The sequence below is a fragment of the Rhodoferax sp. GW822-FHT04A08 genome, assembly GCF_058801025.1.
Genome location: NZ_JBXAMW010000005.1, coordinates 158,427 through 175,969, shown reverse-complemented (window position 1 = coordinate 175,969; position 17,543 = coordinate 158,427). Strand labels below are relative to the sequence as shown.

At 54.9% G+C, this 17,543-nt stretch carries 18 protein-coding genes; 1 reads left to right on the top strand and 17 read right to left on the bottom strand.

The genetic code is table 11. The features are described from left to right. Positions 1-2 precede the first annotated feature (2 nt). The 17 genes from AC1RMF_RS12405 to AC1RMF_RS12325 are packed head-to-tail and all read right to left on the bottom strand — an operon-like array spanning position 3 to position 16,660. A complete protein-coding gene (locus AC1RMF_RS12405) occupies positions 3-563 on the bottom strand; it encodes a sugar transferase (RefSeq protein WP_493141780.1) in 561 nt (186 codons plus the stop codon). Beyond that, positions 560-1,483, bottom strand: a complete 924-nt coding sequence (locus AC1RMF_RS12400) for an NAD-dependent epimerase/dehydratase family protein (protein ID WP_493141778.1) — start codon at positions 1,481-1,483, stop codon at positions 560-562. Before AC1RMF_RS12400 ends, AC1RMF_RS12405 begins: the two co-directional genes overlap by 4 nt. Further along, on the bottom strand, positions 1,476-2,225 hold the full coding sequence (locus tag AC1RMF_RS12395; protein ID WP_493141776.1) for a glycosyltransferase family 2 protein: 750 nt from the start codon (positions 2,223-2,225) through the stop codon (positions 1,476-1,478). Before AC1RMF_RS12395 ends, AC1RMF_RS12400 begins: the two co-directional genes overlap by 8 nt. 5 nt (positions 2,226-2,230) lie before the next feature. Then, entirely contained in the window at positions 2,231-3,202 is a 972-nt protein-coding gene (locus AC1RMF_RS12390) for a hypothetical protein (protein WP_493141774.1), read from the bottom strand. Next, positions 3,199-4,125 carry a glycosyltransferase family 2 protein gene (locus AC1RMF_RS12385; RefSeq protein ID WP_493141772.1) on the bottom strand — a complete coding sequence of 309 codons (927 nt, stop codon included), beginning with the start codon at positions 4,123-4,125 and terminating at the stop codon, positions 3,199-3,201. Before AC1RMF_RS12385 ends, AC1RMF_RS12390 begins: the two co-directional genes overlap by 4 nt. Then, the gene (locus AC1RMF_RS12380; RefSeq protein WP_493141770.1) at positions 4,122-5,807 is read right to left on the bottom strand and encodes an ATP-binding cassette domain-containing protein; all 1,686 of its coding nucleotides are present in this window, start codon (positions 5,805-5,807) and stop codon (positions 4,122-4,124) included. The genes AC1RMF_RS12385 and AC1RMF_RS12380 overlap by 4 nt, the downstream gene beginning before the upstream one ends. A 7-nt stretch (positions 5,808-5,814) precedes the next feature. Beyond that, positions 5,815-6,927 carry an acyltransferase gene (locus AC1RMF_RS12375; protein ID WP_493141768.1) on the bottom strand — a complete coding sequence of 371 codons (1,113 nt, stop codon included), beginning with the start codon at positions 6,925-6,927 and terminating at the stop codon, positions 5,815-5,817. Then, positions 6,827-7,885, bottom strand: a complete 1,059-nt coding sequence (locus AC1RMF_RS12370; protein WP_493141767.1) for a phytanoyl-CoA dioxygenase family protein — start codon at positions 7,883-7,885, stop codon at positions 6,827-6,829. The genes AC1RMF_RS12375 and AC1RMF_RS12370 overlap by 101 nt, the downstream gene beginning before the upstream one ends. Positions 7,886-7,933: 48 nt before the next feature. Beyond that, positions 7,934-9,544: a hypothetical protein gene (locus AC1RMF_RS12365; RefSeq protein WP_493141765.1), complete on the bottom strand. Its 1,611-nt coding sequence runs from the start codon at positions 9,542-9,544 to the stop codon at positions 7,934-7,936. A gap of 41 nt (positions 9,545-9,585) precedes the next feature. Continuing rightward, positions 9,586-10,650: a pseudaminic acid synthase gene (gene pseI / locus AC1RMF_RS12360; protein ID WP_493141763.1), complete on the bottom strand. Its 1,065-nt coding sequence runs from the start codon at positions 10,648-10,650 to the stop codon at positions 9,586-9,588. After that, on the bottom strand, positions 10,647-11,198 hold the full coding sequence (pseH, locus tag AC1RMF_RS12355; protein ID WP_493141761.1) for a UDP-4-amino-4,6-dideoxy-N-acetyl-beta-L-altrosamine N-acetyltransferase: 552 nt from the start codon (positions 11,196-11,198) through the stop codon (positions 10,647-10,649). The genes pseI and pseH overlap by 4 nt, the downstream gene beginning before the upstream one ends. After that, on the bottom strand, positions 11,191-12,324 hold the full coding sequence (gene pseG, locus AC1RMF_RS12350) for a UDP-2,4-diacetamido-2,4,6-trideoxy-beta-L-altropyranose hydrolase (RefSeq protein ID WP_493141759.1): 1,134 nt from the start codon (positions 12,322-12,324) through the stop codon (positions 11,191-11,193). The genes pseH and pseG overlap by 8 nt, the downstream gene beginning before the upstream one ends. Before the next feature lie 6 nt (positions 12,325-12,330). Further along, positions 12,331-13,017, bottom strand: a complete 687-nt coding sequence (pseF, locus tag AC1RMF_RS12345) for a pseudaminic acid cytidylyltransferase (RefSeq protein WP_493141757.1) — start codon at positions 13,015-13,017, stop codon at positions 12,331-12,333. Beyond that, entirely contained in the window at positions 13,014-14,174 is a 1,161-nt protein-coding gene (gene pseC / locus AC1RMF_RS12340; protein WP_493141756.1) for a UDP-4-amino-4,6-dideoxy-N-acetyl-beta-L-altrosamine transaminase, read from the bottom strand. The genes pseF and pseC overlap by 4 nt, the downstream gene beginning before the upstream one ends. 3 nt (positions 14,175-14,177) lie before the next feature. Continuing rightward, positions 14,178-15,179: a UDP-N-acetylglucosamine 4,6-dehydratase (inverting) gene (gene pseB, locus AC1RMF_RS12335; protein ID WP_493141754.1), complete on the bottom strand. Its 1,002-nt coding sequence runs from the start codon at positions 15,177-15,179 to the stop codon at positions 14,178-14,180. 17 nt (positions 15,180-15,196) lie between these two features. Further along, positions 15,197-16,282, bottom strand: a complete 1,086-nt coding sequence (locus AC1RMF_RS12330; protein WP_493141752.1) for a DegT/DnrJ/EryC1/StrS family aminotransferase — start codon at positions 16,280-16,282, stop codon at positions 15,197-15,199. Positions 16,283-16,285: 3 nt separating this feature from the next. Then, complete coding sequence (locus tag AC1RMF_RS12325; protein ID WP_493141751.1) at positions 16,286-16,660, bottom strand: sugar 3,4-ketoisomerase; 375 nt, start codon at positions 16,658-16,660, stop codon at positions 16,286-16,288. A 288-nt stretch (positions 16,661-16,948) separates the two neighbouring features. Between AC1RMF_RS12325 and AC1RMF_RS12320 the strand changes: the two genes are divergently transcribed. Beyond that, on the top strand, positions 16,949-17,458 hold the full coding sequence (locus tag AC1RMF_RS12320; RefSeq protein ID WP_493141749.1) for a phasin family protein: 510 nt from the start codon (positions 16,949-16,951) through the stop codon (positions 17,456-17,458). Positions 17,459-17,543: the final 85 nt, after the last annotated feature.

The following is a 17,543-nucleotide window of genomic DNA, read 5'->3' as shown; positions in this document are numbered from 1 at the left end:
ATTCAGTGCGTCACATTGTCACGTTTGAGAACCTTGACCGCCGTCAGCATCAATATGCGGAGGTCAAACCAGAGCGATCTTCGGTCCAGGTACTCCCGGTCAAACGCCACTTTTTGAGGAATGGGAATCTCGTCCCGTCCGTTGACCTGGGCCCAACCGGTAAGACCCGGAACAAGGCGATGCACGCCTTGTGCGGTACGCAGGGCAATCAAATCATGCTGGTTGAAAAGTGCTGGGCGTGGACCGACAAAACTCATATCGCCTTTGAGGATATTCCAAAGCTGTGGCAACTCATCCAGGCTGCTTTTGCGCAGGAACCCGCCAATGGGTGTGAGGTAGGTTGCCGGGTCGGCCAACAAGTGTGTGGCCACGGCAGGTGTGCCTACCCGCATGCTGCGGAACTTGGGCATGCGGAAAATGGCATTGTCGCGCCCCACGCGATCTGACCAGTACAGCACCGGGCCTTTGGAAGTCAGGCGAACGGCTGCAGCAACAAGCAGGAACGGAATCACAAGCACAACGCCGGCGACGCACGCCAGACAGACATCAAACAGACGCTTCATAGGTGTGAAGTATCGCCTGCTGCTCGGCGCAGCCCTTCCTCTACCGAAACGGGAGGGGTCCATTGAAACAAATTTCTGGCCTTGGAAATGTCTACCTGCAAGTTGCCGCACAAGCGCTCCACCGCCATGCGCTTTCCGGCAATCGCCGCAATGGCCCGTAGAACCTTCACGGGAAACGGGAATATCCTAGGCACCACGCCCTGCGCGCGGGCCAGACCTCTGATGAGGTCGGGGGTGGACAGGTCATTGCCATCGCTCACCAGAAATATCTGGTTTGCCGCCTGGGGATGGTTGATACAGGTGAAGATGAAATCCACCAAATTGTCCAGGGCGACCAGGCTTCTGTGATTGCGAACCGAAGCCAAAGGCAGAGGCCAACGCCTGGCAACAGCCCGCATCAAGGCAGCAAAGTTGGCCTTAACGCCAGGGCCGTAGACCAGTGGCGGGCGGATGACGACTACCTCCAGGCCTGTCTCTTTTGCAATGGCTAGAAGCCCGGCCTCTGCTTCCAACTTGGATATGCCGTAGTCATCTTGCGGTGTCGGGATATCGTCTGCACCAAAGGGCTTGCCGACCTCGGTTTGCTCGCCGTTGACCTTGACTGAACTGAGGAAGACAAAACGACGCACACCGGCTGCATGCGCCAGCCGTGCAAGAGCCAGAGTGTGGTCCACATTGACTTTGCGGTATTCAGCCATCGGATCCTCGGCCGTATCCCGCATCAGGTGCACTCGTGCTGCCAGATGGACGACACACTGCTTACCCTGCAATGCTGCGGGCCAAGATGATAGGTCAGAACGCGTGGATAGTGCTGCAGCCTTGCTCCCCAGAACCGCCATCAGACGACGACCGACAAACCCAGTGGCTCCGGTCACCAGTACATCGCCACCCATGCCTTTGGTGGAGGACAGACTAGACATGGAGAAGTTCACCCAACTTGAAGAAATACTTGGACAGTATCTTCAGCCAGTTGGTTGAAATGCCATTTTGCCGGCAGGCGCGCAATATCTCCTTGTTGAGCTGGTAAGTGGCGGCTAGGCCAGCCGTGCTAAGGCCACCGGTCTGCATGCGCACCAGCACATTGTCAAAATGTCGACTCTTGAGCTCACCAGACTTGAATATGCGGGCAATGAACTCATAGTCGCCCGCGATTTTGTAGTCTTCCTTGAAATTGCCAAAGCGCTGGTAAATTTCGCGTCGAATGAACAACGCCGGGTGGGCAGGCATCCAACCCCACCCTATGCGTGAAGGGTTGAAACGGCCGGAGTTGTAAGTACGAACTACCTTGTCGGGGTTGTCTGCGTGGAAGAACTCAACATTTCCGTACAACGCGTCAAGGCCCTCTTCTTGCATGGCCCGCGCTATCCACTCTATTACCAGAGGACTGCTGTAGACATCGTCGGAGTTGAGAAAGGCGATGACGTCACCCGTGGCAAGTTTCAAACCTTTGTTCATAGCCTGATAGACACCCTTATCCGGCTCCGAAACAAAGTGTGCAATCCTTGACAGGTTGCGTTCAACGATGGCTACCGTGGCATCCCTCGACGCACCGTCAATGATGATGTGTTCAATGGACGGCCAGGTTTGGCTCGCTACAGAATCTATAGCCTTCTGAATAGTGGCCTCGCTCTGGTGGCAGGCGGTGATGATGGAGACTTTCATAGGGCTCAGTATCGGATGAACTTCTTTAGCAGTTCTTTGACTGATCTCGGAACATAGGTCTGTATCCACCTTCTGGAGTTAACCTGCGCGTTGGACTTCATACCTTTGGAAAACCCGGGTCTTTGCGTTTGAATGGCACGCACCATGCTGCGCATGGCGGATTCGTAGGCACCATAAATAAGTTCAGGCGCCGGCCCCTCCTCAGCATAGTAAGGTGAAAGGCGGTAAAAACTGCCATCGTCAACCAGCTGGAACTGGTGGAAGTGGTAGAAGATTAGAGGCTCATTGTCTACACAGATCTGGCCTTCGCTGTTCTGACCATAGGTGTAATTGGAGTAGTTCCATGGCGCTACGCCTGCCCCGGGGTGCTCCAATACGCGTGTACGTGAATAGTCATGGGGCCAGGTATCCAAGTATTTCTGGTCTCCCATGCGACCGGCCTCCAGGCGGTCATAGCACCAGTCCAGGCATTGCTCTCGCCACCGATACAGACAGGCCAGGCCCTGTACATCGCGTCGGAAGCTGACCCACTCCACACAAAACCGCCCCTTGGATTCCAGATGCTGCAGGCGTGGAATAAAGCGGTGTTCCATGATGCCGATAGAAGCGTCTTTGAGCTCATCAAAAAGGGGCTCCGGTGACGAGAAAAACATCAGGTCGGCGTCCAGATAGGTGATAAGGTCCACTTCCTGGCGGTTGTCCAACACCCATGCCGTAAAGCACGATGACAGGGTCCAGCAATATTCGGCCACGTTCCGGTTGCTTTTTGCCGCTAGTACGGCATCACTTTCCACCAAGGACAGAGGGATGCAAATGCATCCGTCGATCTGCAAGGTTTGCAGGATGTCGCTGGCAAGCGCATCCAGGCAAAGCACGAATACGGTGGCTTCAGGGCAATGCTTCTTCAAAGAGTTGAGCATCACAGCCCCTTTGAAGAGGTAGCCGCTATCAAACAGAGTACAGAAATAGCGCTTCATGAATGAGGCTTCACCAGTGAATTCCATATCCGGGTCAGGCCACGCTTGACTCGTGCCATCGGCGCCGACTGCCTGCGCAGAAAGCGGGCAAAAGCACGGACAGCGACTGGGCTCTCCTGAATGGTTATTTTTTCAAGCCGGATTGGCTCTGTTCCCAGCAAATGGGTAAAGGCGTCGGTGGGCGAACAATGCGTTCCACTGCCGTCCATGCCGATGTTGTTGACCAAACTTTTGCCAGGGTACAAAGTCAGCATGTTCGCCAGGAAACAACTGGCATGCCAGCGTACCGCCCAGGAATTGTTCTTGCCCTTGATCTGATTGGACAACATGCGTGTGAAGGGATAGGCACCGCCCATGTCGAAGGCATCTGTGAGTTTCTTGTTGCGCAATGCAGTCAGCAGCTTTTTGCCATCGGGTTCAAAGTGCTGCCATGCGCGCGCCCAAGTGGCCCAGCCCCAGCAGTCTGCGCCCCGCAAAAAGAAGGTATCCGGCAGATCATCTTCCACCGGGTAGCTGTAGCCGTGGATGCTTGCGACGCGAGCCTCGTCCCTGTAAATTTGCAACCCTTGGTTCATGTAGGCCAGAAAGTGCGGCGAAACAACCAGATCGTCTTCCATCACGATCACTGAGCCGTGGCGTGCCACAACTTCACTCACTCCACTGATAATGGATTGGGCCAACCCCTGATTGGTGTCGCGGTAGATCCGCGCAATCGAAGCGAATCCTTGCAGCGAATCTACGTAAGCACGCACTGCGTCGGTTTGCGGCTTGGCGCTATCGTTGCGCGGTCCGTCGCAATACACATACAGAGGTGTGCTGCTGCATTCCGGGTTACGCAGCAACGACTCAACCGTCAGACGCAAGTGGTCTTGGCGCGCGTAGGCAAATAGAGCTACTGGAGCGTAGGTTGGTAGTGCGCTCATGCGGTTTCGCTTTTTTCAATCTTTAGAACTTCGTCAGCCAGGGTAGCAATTTCTTCGTCGTGGGTTATGAATATGATGATGCCATTACGCATACGCTCTCGCAGCTTGGTGACAACGTGGATACGTGTCTCCGGATCGAGTGCACTGGTCGCTTCATCCAGTATCAATACGTCAGGGTTGCGCAACAAAGCCCTGGCGATACCGAGACGCTGACGCTGACCGCCGGAGAAATTTTCGCCCAGATAGGTCAGCCGGGTGTCCAGTCCCTCCTCCAGGGAGCGAACCATAGCATCCAGATTGACGATTTCCAAAGCGGCGTAGAGCTCCGCATCTGTCGCCTGCAGGCCCATCAACAGGTTTTCCTTCACCGACGAAGAAAAGATCTTGGGCTGTTGTTCCACGAGCATGAAGCGTGTACGCGCTGCGGACAAGGAAATATCGCCATGGTTGACCTGTACTTCACCACCGTCGGGGAGGGTAAGGCCCAACACAATGTCAGCAAGAGTGGATTTGCCCGAACCTGAGGAACCTACGATGGCGTAGGTGTGGTTGGAGGCAAATTCAAACGAAACGTCTTGCAGCACACGGCCTCGATCTCCATAACCAAATGACACCTGGTGCAACGACAGGGTCTGAATGGGCAGGTGCGCGCTTGGCATAGGGACGTCGGTGTGCCGACGCGCAATGTCCAACAACGCGCCTATGTCACCCACTGCGCGCACATCTGTCAGGATCTGCATTCCGGCCGCCACCATCTGCCCCAGCGAGGCAAACACCCGGATGATGATGATGGTTCCAGCAAACAGGGTGGCGTCCGCCAGCTCCATCTCGGCTCCCGGTCTGAGCGCCACGGCACCAAGCAGCAGTAGAACAATGGCCGGAAATGCCTTCACACCGGACTTGATGGCGTCAATCTGCACCAGCATGCGCACGTACGACCGAATTTGGGCAGCATAGGTGGCCATGACAAATTTTTCGCCATGCAATGTGCGGATGGAACGCAGGCTGTTGAGCGCCTCCACGAAGGTCGTGCCGGACTCCCGTGACAAGTCTGTTGACTTTGCGTTGAGTCGCACAATGGACCGCATTAGGCCGACAATCAGCAGCAGGTTCAAGGCCAGGAAAACTGCAACCGACCAGAATAGAAAGTGCGAAAACTGGAACAGCACCACCATCCCAACCACGGCGGTCATGCTACCCACCAAAGTCTGCAATGCGCTGGCCACGATGGTTCCGCATTTGAAGGTATCGTCTCCGGCGAGAGTGATGTAGTGCCCCACGGACCGGGTATAGACCCGCGACATGGGTTCCTGCAGCAGGATTTGTCCAAAGACACTGCGGCTGAGCGCTTTGTGCACCTGCTTGCCCAGTACGGTGGTCAGCACCGACAGCGCATATCCCAAAATCATGCGCGCCGACATGAGCAGGAAGAACAGCCACAACCAAGTCCTGAACACTGGCTGCATGCCTACCTGCTGGGCAAACTGGTGCCAAAGTGTGCTCACCAAGCCTCCATTTCCGGATTGCCCTGGCGCCATAGGCACCATGAGACTGGTGGCAGCGTATTCAAGAGCAAGGACCACGAAAGTCAACGCCAGCACCAGGTAGGACAGCCGGAATTGCTGCGCAACGAAGGTAATGAAACCCACACCTTGTTTCAATAATTCGAGCAATCGGCTCATCTTGTATTCATTCTGAATCTTGTTCTGCCGAAATGACGGCAATCGGTACGCCATGCGGGTCGGACTTGCAGGACCACGCAAACGACAGCAGCCCATCTACGCAAGGGCGTGCGGGAAAGCTTGCCCGCGAGACTCCAGGGGCTACCGTCACCACGGATGACCCGTGCCGCAGCTCACCGACAACAGCGCTGCTGACCGTCAGCGTGACTCGCACGCCGGTTTGGATATGCAACGCAATGGTGAACTGCGGTCCTGCCAACCATCCTCCACCCTGCAGGAGTTCCTCCAACGCGGTGCCACCAGACTGCCACATTTGGAACCCGCAATAGAAATAGGGGATGTGCTCGCACAAGCTTGCCTGTAATGCAGTTGGTGGCAAGAACTCCAGGCGCTTTCGAATCACCGTGGCAGGAGCACCTGCAGCCACCGTGTAAGGTGGCAAGTCCCTGGTGACCACCGAGTTAGCTCCAATAACGCAGCCGCGTCCCACCTTTACATTGGGTGCTATGACCACGTTGATTCCAATCCAGCAGTCTTCACCAATTTCGACCGGACGTGATCGTTTGTGCGCCACAGTTTCGACGGAGGCATGTGCGTCCTGCCAACGTATGGGTAGCGGTGCATCATCTTCAAAATGGTGCCAGGCCGAAGATATATAGAGGTTTGGCGCGCAGACGCAACCAGCCCCCAAAGTCACATGGCCGAGAATCGTGCTGCGGTTTTGCAGACTGGTATGTGCACCTATGGAGAGGACCTCCCCGGTGCTCAACTCACAATCATCACCGACCCAGACACCTTCTGCCAGCGACAGGCGTCCACTGCCCTGGGCATGTACCCTTGTACGTCGCCCCAGCACCAAAGCCCCTGCAAAATCAAAACGCCCACTCCCGCTCAAGCCGGAGCTGCGGTGCATTCCACAGGCCGCGAGCCTAACTGAAGGCTGGCGCAGATACCGCCAGCGCGTCAAAGGCGCGCTGCCAAACCAGAGCAGCATTTTTGCAAGCTGTTTAAATCCCATATCACATATAGGCTTGGTAGACGTCGGGAACTTGCTGCATTCGGTTTGCCAATGCAGTACCCCGCTTTTCCGGGATTCGACTCTTGGGATAACTTGTTCCAAATAACAGGTTGCTGAACTGTAGTTGCAGGATCAGACGGGAATTTCCCGTCACCGGATTGCCTTTGTGCAAGCCACGGGTGTCCTCCACAATGATTGTGCCCCGGGGAGCCGCAAACGTGATCTCAGCTTTCTCTCCGTAATGCGCCAACACCTCCTCGTCAGAAAGCCGTGCATAGCCCTTCTTCAGGAAATGTTGAGGAATGCCACCCGGCACGTGCGAGCCCTGGATAAAGGAATGCGGGCCATCTTGAGGGCCTACATCCGTCAGGTAAACGAAAACCTTGAGCCATTTGAGTCGATCCAGATCGAAATGGTAGAACTGGGCGGCCTCGGAGTCCGGCCTGCCGTGAAAATTGGTATGCCACCACATGGACATGACATCCAGGCGTGGGCGCGCTTGCAAGTATGTTTCTGCCAACGCCATCAAAGAGGCATCCGCCATGAGCGTCTGAACATCAGCGTTGGACAACAAGCTGTCCACCGGATAGTCATAACGCACGGCATGGGGCTTGCTTGGGTCATACAGCGCCATTCGGGGAGACTGAGGCCGAGCCTCTCCATCCATGGGGCGCACGCAGGCCGGAGTGTTCATGGCGAAATCCAGCAAGCGAACGCACATCTCAGGGGAAAGTGCCTGCTGCGCAACAAAATAACCTTTGGTTCGGAGCTGCTCCAAGGCCTGACTCCCTACCGGACCTGACATATCACCCAGCACACCTGTTGCCGATGCAAGCCCGAGTGGCTTGTGCCAGCGACTCACCAGACTGCTGGCCCATTCATTGAAACGACCACCCGTCGCGCAGAAAAAATAAACCATGGCGCCATGCGCGCGCTGAAAATTGCGCCCGGCAAACGCAAACTGAATCAGCCCAGCAGTAAATAAAACTGCGTGAACAAGCGCGTAAACAAACCTCTTCATACTGCCTTCAAACCTGTTGTGTGAATAGACCTTGGCCATGTGCTGTCAACCCAATGGTGCGCGGACCTTCCATTAACTGCTCTGCGTTTACACCCGGGGAGCAACCCCCACTTGCGTAGACGCGGATTCCGCCATGGATCGCACAAAAAGATCAAAGGCGGGGAGCCGAATCAGTGTATCCAGAGCGCCCAATATCTCAGGCTCGGACGCAGTCTTGCTATCGCAAATTTTCCAGAATTCCACAAAGGCGTGCCGCAACGCCAGTTGTTCGGGCGCTCCGTACAAGTTGTGCATGTAGAAGAACTCTAGAGCCTGCTGCTGCATGGCGTCTTTGGGCATTGGGAACACGTCGAACGTGCGTAGCATACCCGCGTATTCGTCGCGGGTATGAGCCGTACGGCAAAAGTCAAAAGCATGGTGCGGATGGCGCGCACAGGCGATGCTGGGCACGCCCAGATAAGCCAGTTCATGGGCCACGGTGCCATATACGGTGACGCCACACGCGATGCCGGCTTGTACCAGTTGCACATTGTTGACCTCGGACCCAATCCAGCCGAGCCCAGGGTACTTGTTCCTCAAGTCAGCCAAAACCGTGTCGTTCAAGGCAACCTGATTGGGGTGTGGCTTGAGGGAAAAACGTATCCCGGCTTGTTGCAGAACCTCAATGGTGAAACAGATCCAGTGCCAGAAATCGGGAAATATCAGATCGGGATAGACGTGCGGGCTATCGTAAAAGTCGTGCAGGAATACCACTACGGAACCCTCCAGCCCCTGGGGCATGACGGCGCCGGTTCGGCCATAGGCAGATTGCCGCATATAGCTGGTGGCAGCATCGATCCCTCCTGAGAGCCGCTTGTCAAGCAGTTGGCGGGCCGCCGACAAACGTTCGTCCTTGCCCTCCAGGGCTTCAAAGCAGGATCTGTACTGTGTAAAGTCGGCTGTATGGAAGCTGTCGCCGATATGCAGTCTCTTGCCAAACTGCTGAAAATTGCCAAAGGTCCACACCGGGACCTGATGCAGCAAGGCCGCCCGCACCGCGACGCCATGCTCCAGGTAGGTGGAATAGGAACTGATGTACCAGCGTGGTTTAACTCGACCAAAATAGTCGTTGGCCCGCCGCACCTCGCGCAGGGCTTGCCAAATCAAGCGCCGCACAAAAGGGTCTGCGGCGTCAAATCGTGGTGAAGGTTTGAAACGAAGATACGAATCCACCAACAGATCTGCCACTTCGATGCCGCCCAGGCACAGGGAAAACTGTTGTTCCTTTCCCCGCATTTGGCGCCACAACTCCTTCGAGTGAAGCCAGTCTTTGCAGTCTCGCAAAGGATACCCATAGCTGGTGCTACGGTAGGCCACGCGGTCCGCCAGCGCGCCATAGGCGCGTATCCAGGGCTTGCTGAGCAGGCCTGCGGCAAGGGCTGTGCGCTTGCACGCAGCTCCCCACCCTGTGCCTATGGCCCCATTGATGGAACGTACCACCAGCAGGTCGGCACGGCACGGAATAATCGCATCCAGCTTGGTACGGATCGCCGCAAATAGCAGGAAATACAACTTGTCCGATACGGATTGAACGGCCAATACCGGATCCAACACCTTGGTGTGGCGGGAGACCCGCAGCCCCAGGCTCGCAATGGCCTGCGGGTTCACGCCCTTGTCGGCGGGAAAGCGCGCAAAAAGTCGGCCCAGTCTATTCAACACTTCAGGCACTCAGGAAATACATTGCAAGGAAACGACCTTGATCATTGGCCATCGCTTATCAAGTCCCAGGTCACAGGAGTACCGCGTGCTGCCGGGCGCAATGCGACCTTGCCAATGAAGCTCTCCAGATGCTTGGGTGGGACACCGTAGCCCGGCCGAATGGAGCGGATATGGTGGGCAGTAAGCACTTCCCCCTGGGCAATGTCGCGCACGACATACAAAGAGCGCCTGAAGACGGCGTTCCCAACTTCGCTGGACTTCAAGCCATAATCGACCTGCCCCATCGCCTCCCATGCGGTGCACAGACCTGCGCTGAGGGACTTGAGCTCATGTGGCTCAATGGAAAAGCTGTCATCCGGGCCGCCACCCTGACGATCCAGTGTGAAATGCTTTTCGATGATGGATGCCCCCAGGGCGACGCTGGTGATGGCCGTCGTGTTGTCAATGGTGTGATCGGACAAACCGGTCACAAGCCCGAAGCGACGGGACATGTCGGCAATGGTCCTCAGGTTGTAGTCGGCCGCTGGCGCCGGATATCCACTTACGCAATGCAGAATGGCAACTTCCTTGCAGCCACCGGAACGAGCGGCGTCAACGGCCTCCTGAATTTCCTCCACATCTGCCATGCCAGTGGAAATAATCATGGGTTTGCCGGTTGAGGCGACGTATTTGATCAATGGCAAATCGATGGCTTCAAAGGACGCGATCTTGTAGGCTGGCGCGTTGAGATCTTCCAGCAGATCTACGGCTGTGGTGTCGAACGGGGAGCTGAAAATAGTGATGCCGACTTTCCGGGCATGCAGAAACAGAGGCTTGTGCCAGTCCCAGGGCATATGTGCTTCCTGGTACAGCTCGTATAGCGTTCGACCATCCCACAGACCGCCGTGGATTTGAAACTCCTTCGAGTTATGGTCCATGGTAATGGTGTCGGGCCTGTAGGTTTGCAACTTGACAGCGTCAGCGCCGCATTGTTTTGCAGCATCGATTATTTTCAATGCCGTGCCCAGGTTCCCATTGTGGTTTGCAGACATTTCTGCAATCAAATAGGGTGGGAATTCGTTACCAATGTTTCGCCCAGCAATTTGCATTTTGGGATTGCTATTCATTTTTCGTCTCTGTGCATTATCTTGTTGAGCATCTGCAATCTATTCTCTTGCCATTCCGAAGCCAGTATTCCTAGCCTGCAAATATCCACCAATCCGTTCTCAGTCATGTACTGCTGACGAAAAACACCTTCAATTTGAAACGAAAACTTCTTGTGCAGATTGATAACCGGAACGTTGTAAGAAAGGACTTCGCAGTACAGTTTCGCAAGCTTCAGGGTCTCGAATGCATACTCCAGCATGAGATATTCCATTTTGCTTCCGCATCCTCTCGGAGCAGTTGGCGATGCGTAAAACGCCCATGCGGAATTGCCATTTTTCAAATCGATACAAGAAAAAGATGTAACTCCACTTGGCTGACCATCCAATTCATACATGAAATGTTTTTGATCAACACGGGACTTGATTGCTGCCCACCAAGCCAAGTGCTCTGAAAGACTAATTTCGTGCTGCGTATACATATTTGCACGAACTGACGGGTGATTTCTCCACGAAAGCATGAGCCCCAGCTCATCTTCCGAGATATCCCGCAATATTCCTAATTTATTCATGAGGAAAATCCGCCCATCCGTCAAGATTCAACATGCGCGACAAGACTCTTTCGACGCCCTTTCCATCAACCACTTCGGCCGCCCTGTCTATCATGGACAAAAGTGTTTGAGCATCTACGGCAAACAAACTTACGAAGTCACCAAGCTGATTCTGCAAATGGTCACCGAGTTCGACGCGGCGGGCGGCACCGAGCCGCTCCAGCTCCATCGCCGCTGATCGTTGGTTATCGGCCAAAACCACCATCAGACTTGGCAGCCCCAGGCAGCAGCGCTCCCAAGCCGTACTACCGGCAGCACCAATTGCCAGATCGCTGTCGGCCATTTTTCGCGCCATGTCGCTGACGTTCACAAGCACTTCAGTGGGAAAAGGCATTGTCGCCGCAAAGTCCCGTACCTGCTCCAACCAGGGAGCTTGCGGGCCCATCACCACGGTCACCATGCAATCTTGCGGCAATATGCAATTTCTCAATGCTGCCAAAACTTGCTGCGTCGCGTTGTTCAGGTCAACACCCCCCATTGTTATTAGGATATTTTCCAACTCGGGCGGGTGACGGCGTTTCAAGCTGTAGTCCCGAAGCGCCAAGAATTGAGGACGAAGCAGTGCGTACTGTGTACCAGTCAGGATTTGACAAGCTGAGGGGACCCGTCCAGCGTAGTCAGATGTACTGCGCCCCAGATTCTGGTCAAGCAATACATCGCACTGGTGGCCGCGATCGGCCAAGTCGTCAATAACCATCAATTGATTGCACGCAGAACGCAGTGAAGTCTCCCATCGCTCGTCGAGTGCATAGTGGTCCACAATCAGCCAGTCAACTTTATTCCCACCAATGGCAGAAGCAGTCTGTTCGGCATCGGCTCCCCAGTTGCATCCAAGCCAATGCGCGTGTACAGGCTCCTTGCCTCCTGTATCTTCAATGCAGGTATCCAACGTACTGTCTGGCAATGCTAGCAATGCATGCCCTCGCTGACGAATTAGCGCATGCAAGTTTCCTGCATGGGATCGGCTGATGAAGATGCATTCAACGCCTTGCGTGGCCAGAGATTCAGCCAGCGTCAGGCAACGCATAACATGCCCACTGCCGATTTGCAGCGATGCATCCACACGAAATGCAACCTTCATCTTCATGAGCGCTCAGTTCTGTAACGCTTTGAAGAGCGCCTCGGCATGCACCCAATCCTCAGGGGTGTCTATGTCTTGAACCCGGTATCTGGGCAAGATGACGGGTTTGGAATGCGGCGCAAAAATGGGCTTTCCCGCAAGCCATGCCTGACTTGTTCCCCAGTAGAACTGGCCTGCATCGTGATACGCATGCTCCAGATCCTGGGAGCGCATGGCGAAGCACTCCGGCTGAAACATCTCGATACCGCCGTTTGCGTTGATGCGAACTGCACGTTGGATGGGAAACGCATAACTTGTTACGGAGAAGGCGAAATCACACTCTGCATGCAACAAGACCTGCAGGCCTTCCTGAAGGGCGCCGGCCGTTACAAAGGGCGCCGTGGCATAGATGCAGCACACCAGTTCGCAACTCTTCCCGGTGGACTGTAGAAATTGAATGGCATGCGCGATGACCGGCCCGGTGCCAGAAAAATCATCTGACAGACTTTGCGGACGCAGGAATGGAACAACAGCACCATATTGAATGGCAACATCCGCAATCTCCTGGTCATCGGTAGACACCAGTACCTGGTCGAAGCAACCGCTCGCCAACGCAGCCTCAATCGACCACGCGATCATTGGCTTGCCGCAAAAAGGCTTGATGTTCTTGCGAGGTATTCGCTTACTTCCACCCCGGGCAGGAATAACTGCGACCCTCACGATTGCAAAGCCACTCGAAGGGCTTGGACAACCTGATCTTGCTCGGCATCGGTCAGGCCGACATACATAGGCAGACTGATGGCCTCTGCGTAATAGCGGTCCGCCTCTGGAAATTCACCGTAATCAGAACGCAGTTTTTGATAGTACGGTTGTGTATAGACCGGGATGTAGTGAAGATTGACTCCTATTCCCTGTTGCCTAAGCGAGTCGAAAACCTGTTTGTGCTGGACCTTTGCTTGGCCTTGCAGTACCCGTATCACATAGAGATGCAGGCCGGAGTAGCCCTGCGGATCCTGATAAGGCAGGCGCAGAGGCAACCCTTGCAACAGGTGTTCATAGCGCTGTGCAATGGCGTGGCGACGCGCCACGAATACATCGAGATGCGCCATCTGGCTCAAACCCAAGGCGGCTTGGATATCGGTCAATCGATAATTGAAGCCCAGGCCGATTTGCTGGTAGTACCAGGTACCATCGGGCTCCTTGGTCATTTGCGCCGGGTCGCGCGTGATACCGTGACTGCGCAGCAAGATCAATTGTCGGGCCAACTCCGCATCATTGGTGACCGCCATTCCACCCTCGGCCGTGGTGATGATTTTTACCGGATGAAAGCTGAACACCGTGATGTCACTGTAAGTGCAACGCCCAATGGGCTCATCGCGGTAACGACCACCAATGGCGTGTGAAGCATCCTCAATAACCTTGAACCCGTATTTTTGGGCCAATGCAGCAATGGCTACCATGTTGCAAGGTTGCCCGCAAAGATGTACTGCTACCACCACTTTGGGCAAGCGGCCGCATTTTTCCGCCTGCTCTAGTTTGCGTTCCAAAGCGTCCGGGCACAGGTTATAGGTATCGGGATCGATATCCACAAAATCTACCTGGGCGCCGCAATATAGTCCGCAATTGGCAGACGCGACAAACGTTATTGGGCTGGTCCAAAGCCAGTCGCCAGCCCCCAACCCCAAAGCGAGACAGGCAATATGCAGCGCGGATGTGGCGCTATTGACTGCCACGGCATGCTCGACGTCACAGTAGTCGGCCACTGCCCGCTCAAAGGCCGGGACCATGGGCCCTTGGGTCAGGTAGTCAGACTTCAGTACTTCGATGACGGCATCGACGTCTTCTTGACTCACCTGCTGACGTCCGTAGGGAATCACCGTTCAATCCTCCGCCTGCAGGTTGAACTCTGCAATCTCTTTTACATCCAAAAAGACCGGATTGGTCCCGGAGTTGTATTCAAACCCCTGGGGCACGATGACGCCAGTTTCGCCAATATTGTTCACCCGAAAATCGTTGCTACGGCCGGTGAATGAGATGGTGGGGCTGATGACGTAATGATCACTAAATTCCAGGGTCAGATGCGAGTCATCTGCTGGGCACATGATTTCGTGCAATTTTTCGCCTGGCCGGATACCTACTATTCGTTGCTCCATTTCCGGTGCCATGGCAGTGGCGAGTTCCGCAATGCGCACCGACGGAATCTTGGGAACGAATATCTCTCCGCCGCCCATGCGCTGGAAGTTCGTCAAGACAAAGTCCACGCCCTGTTGCAGGTTGATCCAGAATCGGGTCATCCGCGCGTCAGTAATCGGCAAATGGCTAGCCTTTTCCGCGATGAGCTTCTTGAAAAATGGCACAACCGATCCGCGTGAACCCACCACATTGCCGTAGCGAACTACGGCAAAGGAAGTCTTATGCCCACCGGCCATATTGTTGGCAGCAACAAACAGCTTGTCGGAGGCCAACTTGGTAGCTCCGTACAAGTTGATCGGGTTGGCCGCCTTGTCGGTGGATAGTGCAATCACTTTTTCCACATTATTTTCAAGTGCGGCATGAATGACATTTTCAGCCCCATGAATATTGGTCTTGATGCACTCCATCGGGTTGTATTCGGCGGCGGGCACTTGTTTCAGCGCCGCCGCATGAATGACAAAATCAACCCCGCGCATGGCCTGAATCAACCGTTGTTGATCACGCACATCGCCAATGAAATAGCGCATGCACGGGTCATTGAAGTCCTGCTGCATTTCATATTGCTTGAGTTCATCACGCGAAAAAACAATCAAGCGACGCGGTTTGTATTTGGCCAGCAAAGTTTTGACATACTTTTTGCCAAATGAACCGGTACCGCCTGTGATGAGAATCGATTTGTCGTTGAACATTCACTTTACCTTGCTATCTATTTGAATTGACGGACGACTTCGACCACTTGCCGGATGTCATTGATACTGTGACCTACAGAAATCGGCAAACTCAGTTCGGTGTCATGCAGCTCGTCCGCCCGCGGAAATTCGCCCGCCAAGATTCCCTTCATCGCTTCCTGGCGGTGGGGTGGGATGGGGTAATGCACCTCGGTCTTCACGCTTTGGTCCAACAGATACTGGCGCAGGGCATTCCGTTCGGGGTAGCGAATGCCATAAATGTGAAACACGTCGTACTCATCGTCCCGTCGACGTGGCAGAGTTAGCCAGTCAGGCAATTCCGAAAAATACACGTCCGCCAGCGCACGTTTGTGCAAGGTCATCTCTTCCAGATGCTGCAGTTTGACCCGCAACAGGGCTGCCTGCAGTTCGTCCAGGCGGGAGTTCACGCCCAGGTAGCGGTTGACATATTTTTGCTTGGACCCATAGTTGCGCAAATGGCGAAGGCGGTCAGCCAACCCATCGTCATTGGTTACCACTGCTCCTGCATCGCCAATTGCACCAAGATTCTTGGTGGGATAGAAACTGAAACAACCGGCATCTCCAAAGGTTCCCGTCATCTGCATCCCCAGCCGGGCACCATGAGACTGTGCGCAATCTTCGACCACCTTGAGGCCATGCTCTGCTGCAAACGCTCCAATGGCATCCATGCGGCAGGTCTTGCCAAACAGGTGGGTGACACAGACCGCACGGGTATTTGGGGTAATAGCCTGCGGCAGAAGAGACGCATCCATATTGAACGTGGCAAGTTCCGGCTCCACCAGAATCGGCCTATGGCCTGCTCGCACGATCGCCAAAACGGTGGCTATATAGGTGTTGGATGCCACAAGCACATCGCTGCCTTTTGGCAAGTCAAGTGCTTCTAAAGAAAGAATCAACGCGTCCAGTCCATTTGCCACACCGATGCAATGCTTGGCACCCACATAGCGCGCAAATTCCTGCTCGAACGAAGTTACCTCCTGGCCCAGGACATACCAACCACCACGGATAACCCGTGAAGCAGCAGCTTCCAATTCAGCCATGAAGCACGCATTGGACTGGGCAAGGCTCTCATACTCAATCATGAGCTATTTCAGTTCGTAGGGAGTGTCTATGTATTCAGACCGGTCATACGGATGGGAAGACATCACCATCAACACGGAACCTGGGCCAAATGCCATGGTATGCCAATCCTTGGGCTCGACCAAAAGACACTTCCCGGGATGGTCCAGGACGACATTCTCAAACGTGACACCGTCATTCATGTAGATCGTGACCGTTCCACTGACGGCAACCAGCGCCTGACGCGTGTGTTTGTGCCGATGCCCGCCCCGTGTTTGCCCATCCGCACCGTAAATCCAGTACGTCCTGACAGGCGTGAATGGAAGTGCTCCGTCAATAACGGTGAGAGACCCTCTGGGCTCAGAAAATGTGGGCAAAATCAGCTGCGCAAAGTGACTCATTGATTGTTTTCTCCACACTTACAAAACTGCATGAACAATCGCGGAGCCGACCATACCGCGATGGCCGGCCACAGAAAATTTGGAATTGAGAGGCATGCGTAGGATCTTGGTCGAAGGCCCGATTATCCACGGAGAAACCCTTGGACCGCCTTGCCCGCCTCCAGCCGAGGCATGCGCCAGCCAGAGCCAGCTCCCCACATCCCCCAAACGTGAGCACCTAGAAGTGCCTCCCTATAACTGCGAACCAAGAGCGCGTAGAGTGCCGTGTATTCACTTAGGAAACAGCCCATGGCAACCAAAAACCCCAAAAAACCCGCACCCAAGGCCGAACCCCAGCCCCAACCTTCCGTCAAGGACTCAGCCCAACAAATCTGGCAAGCTGGCTTGGGCGCGTTCACACGTGCCCAGGTCGAGGGAACCAAGGCCTTCGAGGCTTTGGTCAAGGAGGGTATCAACATCCAGCGCAAGACCCATTCCGCTGCCGAAGCAAAAATGATGGAAGCGGCTGGCAAGATGACCAGCCTGGCTTCCGACATCACCAGCAAAGCGTCGGGCCAGTGGGACAAGCTGGAGAACATCTTTGAAGACAGGGTGTCCAAGGCCCTGGGCAAACTGGGCGTTCCAACCGCCAAGGAAGTGAACGAGCTGATGGCCCGCATCGATGAACTCAGCGAAGCGGTATACAAGCTCACCGTTAAGACACCGACAACCAAACCGGCCCCGGCTAAGGTGGCGCGCAAGGTTGCCAGGAAGACACCTGCCAAGGCGGCTTCGACGCCCAAGCCACCCAAGGCATAAGCCTCTCCCTCATCAAGGCGCCTCGGCGCCTTTTTCTTTGCTGCAGAGCAATATCCCTGTTTACATAAGCCATCTACACTTTGCA

Bases quoted from the DNA above. Each gene is read 5' to 3' on its own strand.
- AC1RMF_RS12405 (WP_493141780.1), bottom strand. From the start codon at position 563: ATGAAGCGTCTGTTTGATGTCTGTCTGGCGTGCGTCGCCGGCGTTGTG.
- AC1RMF_RS12400 (WP_493141778.1), bottom strand. From the start codon at position 1,483: ATGTCTAGTCTGTCCTCCACCAAAGGCATGGGTGGCGATGTACTGGTG.
- AC1RMF_RS12395 (WP_493141776.1), bottom strand. From the start codon at position 2,225: ATGAAAGTCTCCATCATCACCGCCTGCCACCAGAGCGAGGCCACTATT.
- AC1RMF_RS12390 (WP_493141774.1), bottom strand. From the start codon at position 3,202: ATGAAGCGCTATTTCTGTACTCTGTTTGATAGCGGCTACCTCTTCAAA.
- AC1RMF_RS12385 (WP_493141772.1), bottom strand. From the start codon at position 4,125: ATGAGCGCACTACCAACCTACGCTCCAGTAGCTCTATTTGCCTACGCG.
- AC1RMF_RS12380 (WP_493141770.1), bottom strand. From the start codon at position 5,807: ATGAGCCGATTGCTCGAATTATTGAAACAAGGTGTGGGTTTCATTACC.
- AC1RMF_RS12370 (WP_493141767.1), bottom strand. From the start codon at position 7,885: ATGGCCAAGGTCTATTCACACAACAGGTTTGAAGGCAGTATGAAGAGG.
- pseI (WP_493141763.1), bottom strand. From the start codon at position 10,650: ATGAATAGCAATCCCAAAATGCAAATTGCTGGGCGAAACATTGGTAAC.
- pseH (WP_493141761.1), bottom strand. From the start codon at position 11,198: ATGAATAAATTAGGAATATTGCGGGATATCTCGGAAGATGAGCTGGGG.
- pseG (WP_493141759.1), bottom strand. From the start codon at position 12,324: ATGAAGATGAAGGTTGCATTTCGTGTGGATGCATCGCTGCAAATCGGC.
- pseB (WP_493141754.1), bottom strand. From the start codon at position 15,179: ATGTTCAACGACAAATCGATTCTCATCACAGGCGGTACCGGTTCATTT.
- AC1RMF_RS12330 (WP_493141752.1), bottom strand. From the start codon at position 16,282: ATGATTGAGTATGAGAGCCTTGCCCAGTCCAATGCGTGCTTCATGGCT.
- AC1RMF_RS12325 (WP_493141751.1), bottom strand. From the start codon at position 16,660: ATGAGTCACTTTGCGCAGCTGATTTTGCCCACATTTTCTGAGCCCAGA.
- AC1RMF_RS12320 (WP_493141749.1), top strand. From the start codon at position 16,949: ATGGCAACCAAAAACCCCAAAAAACCCGCACCCAAGGCCGAACCCCAG.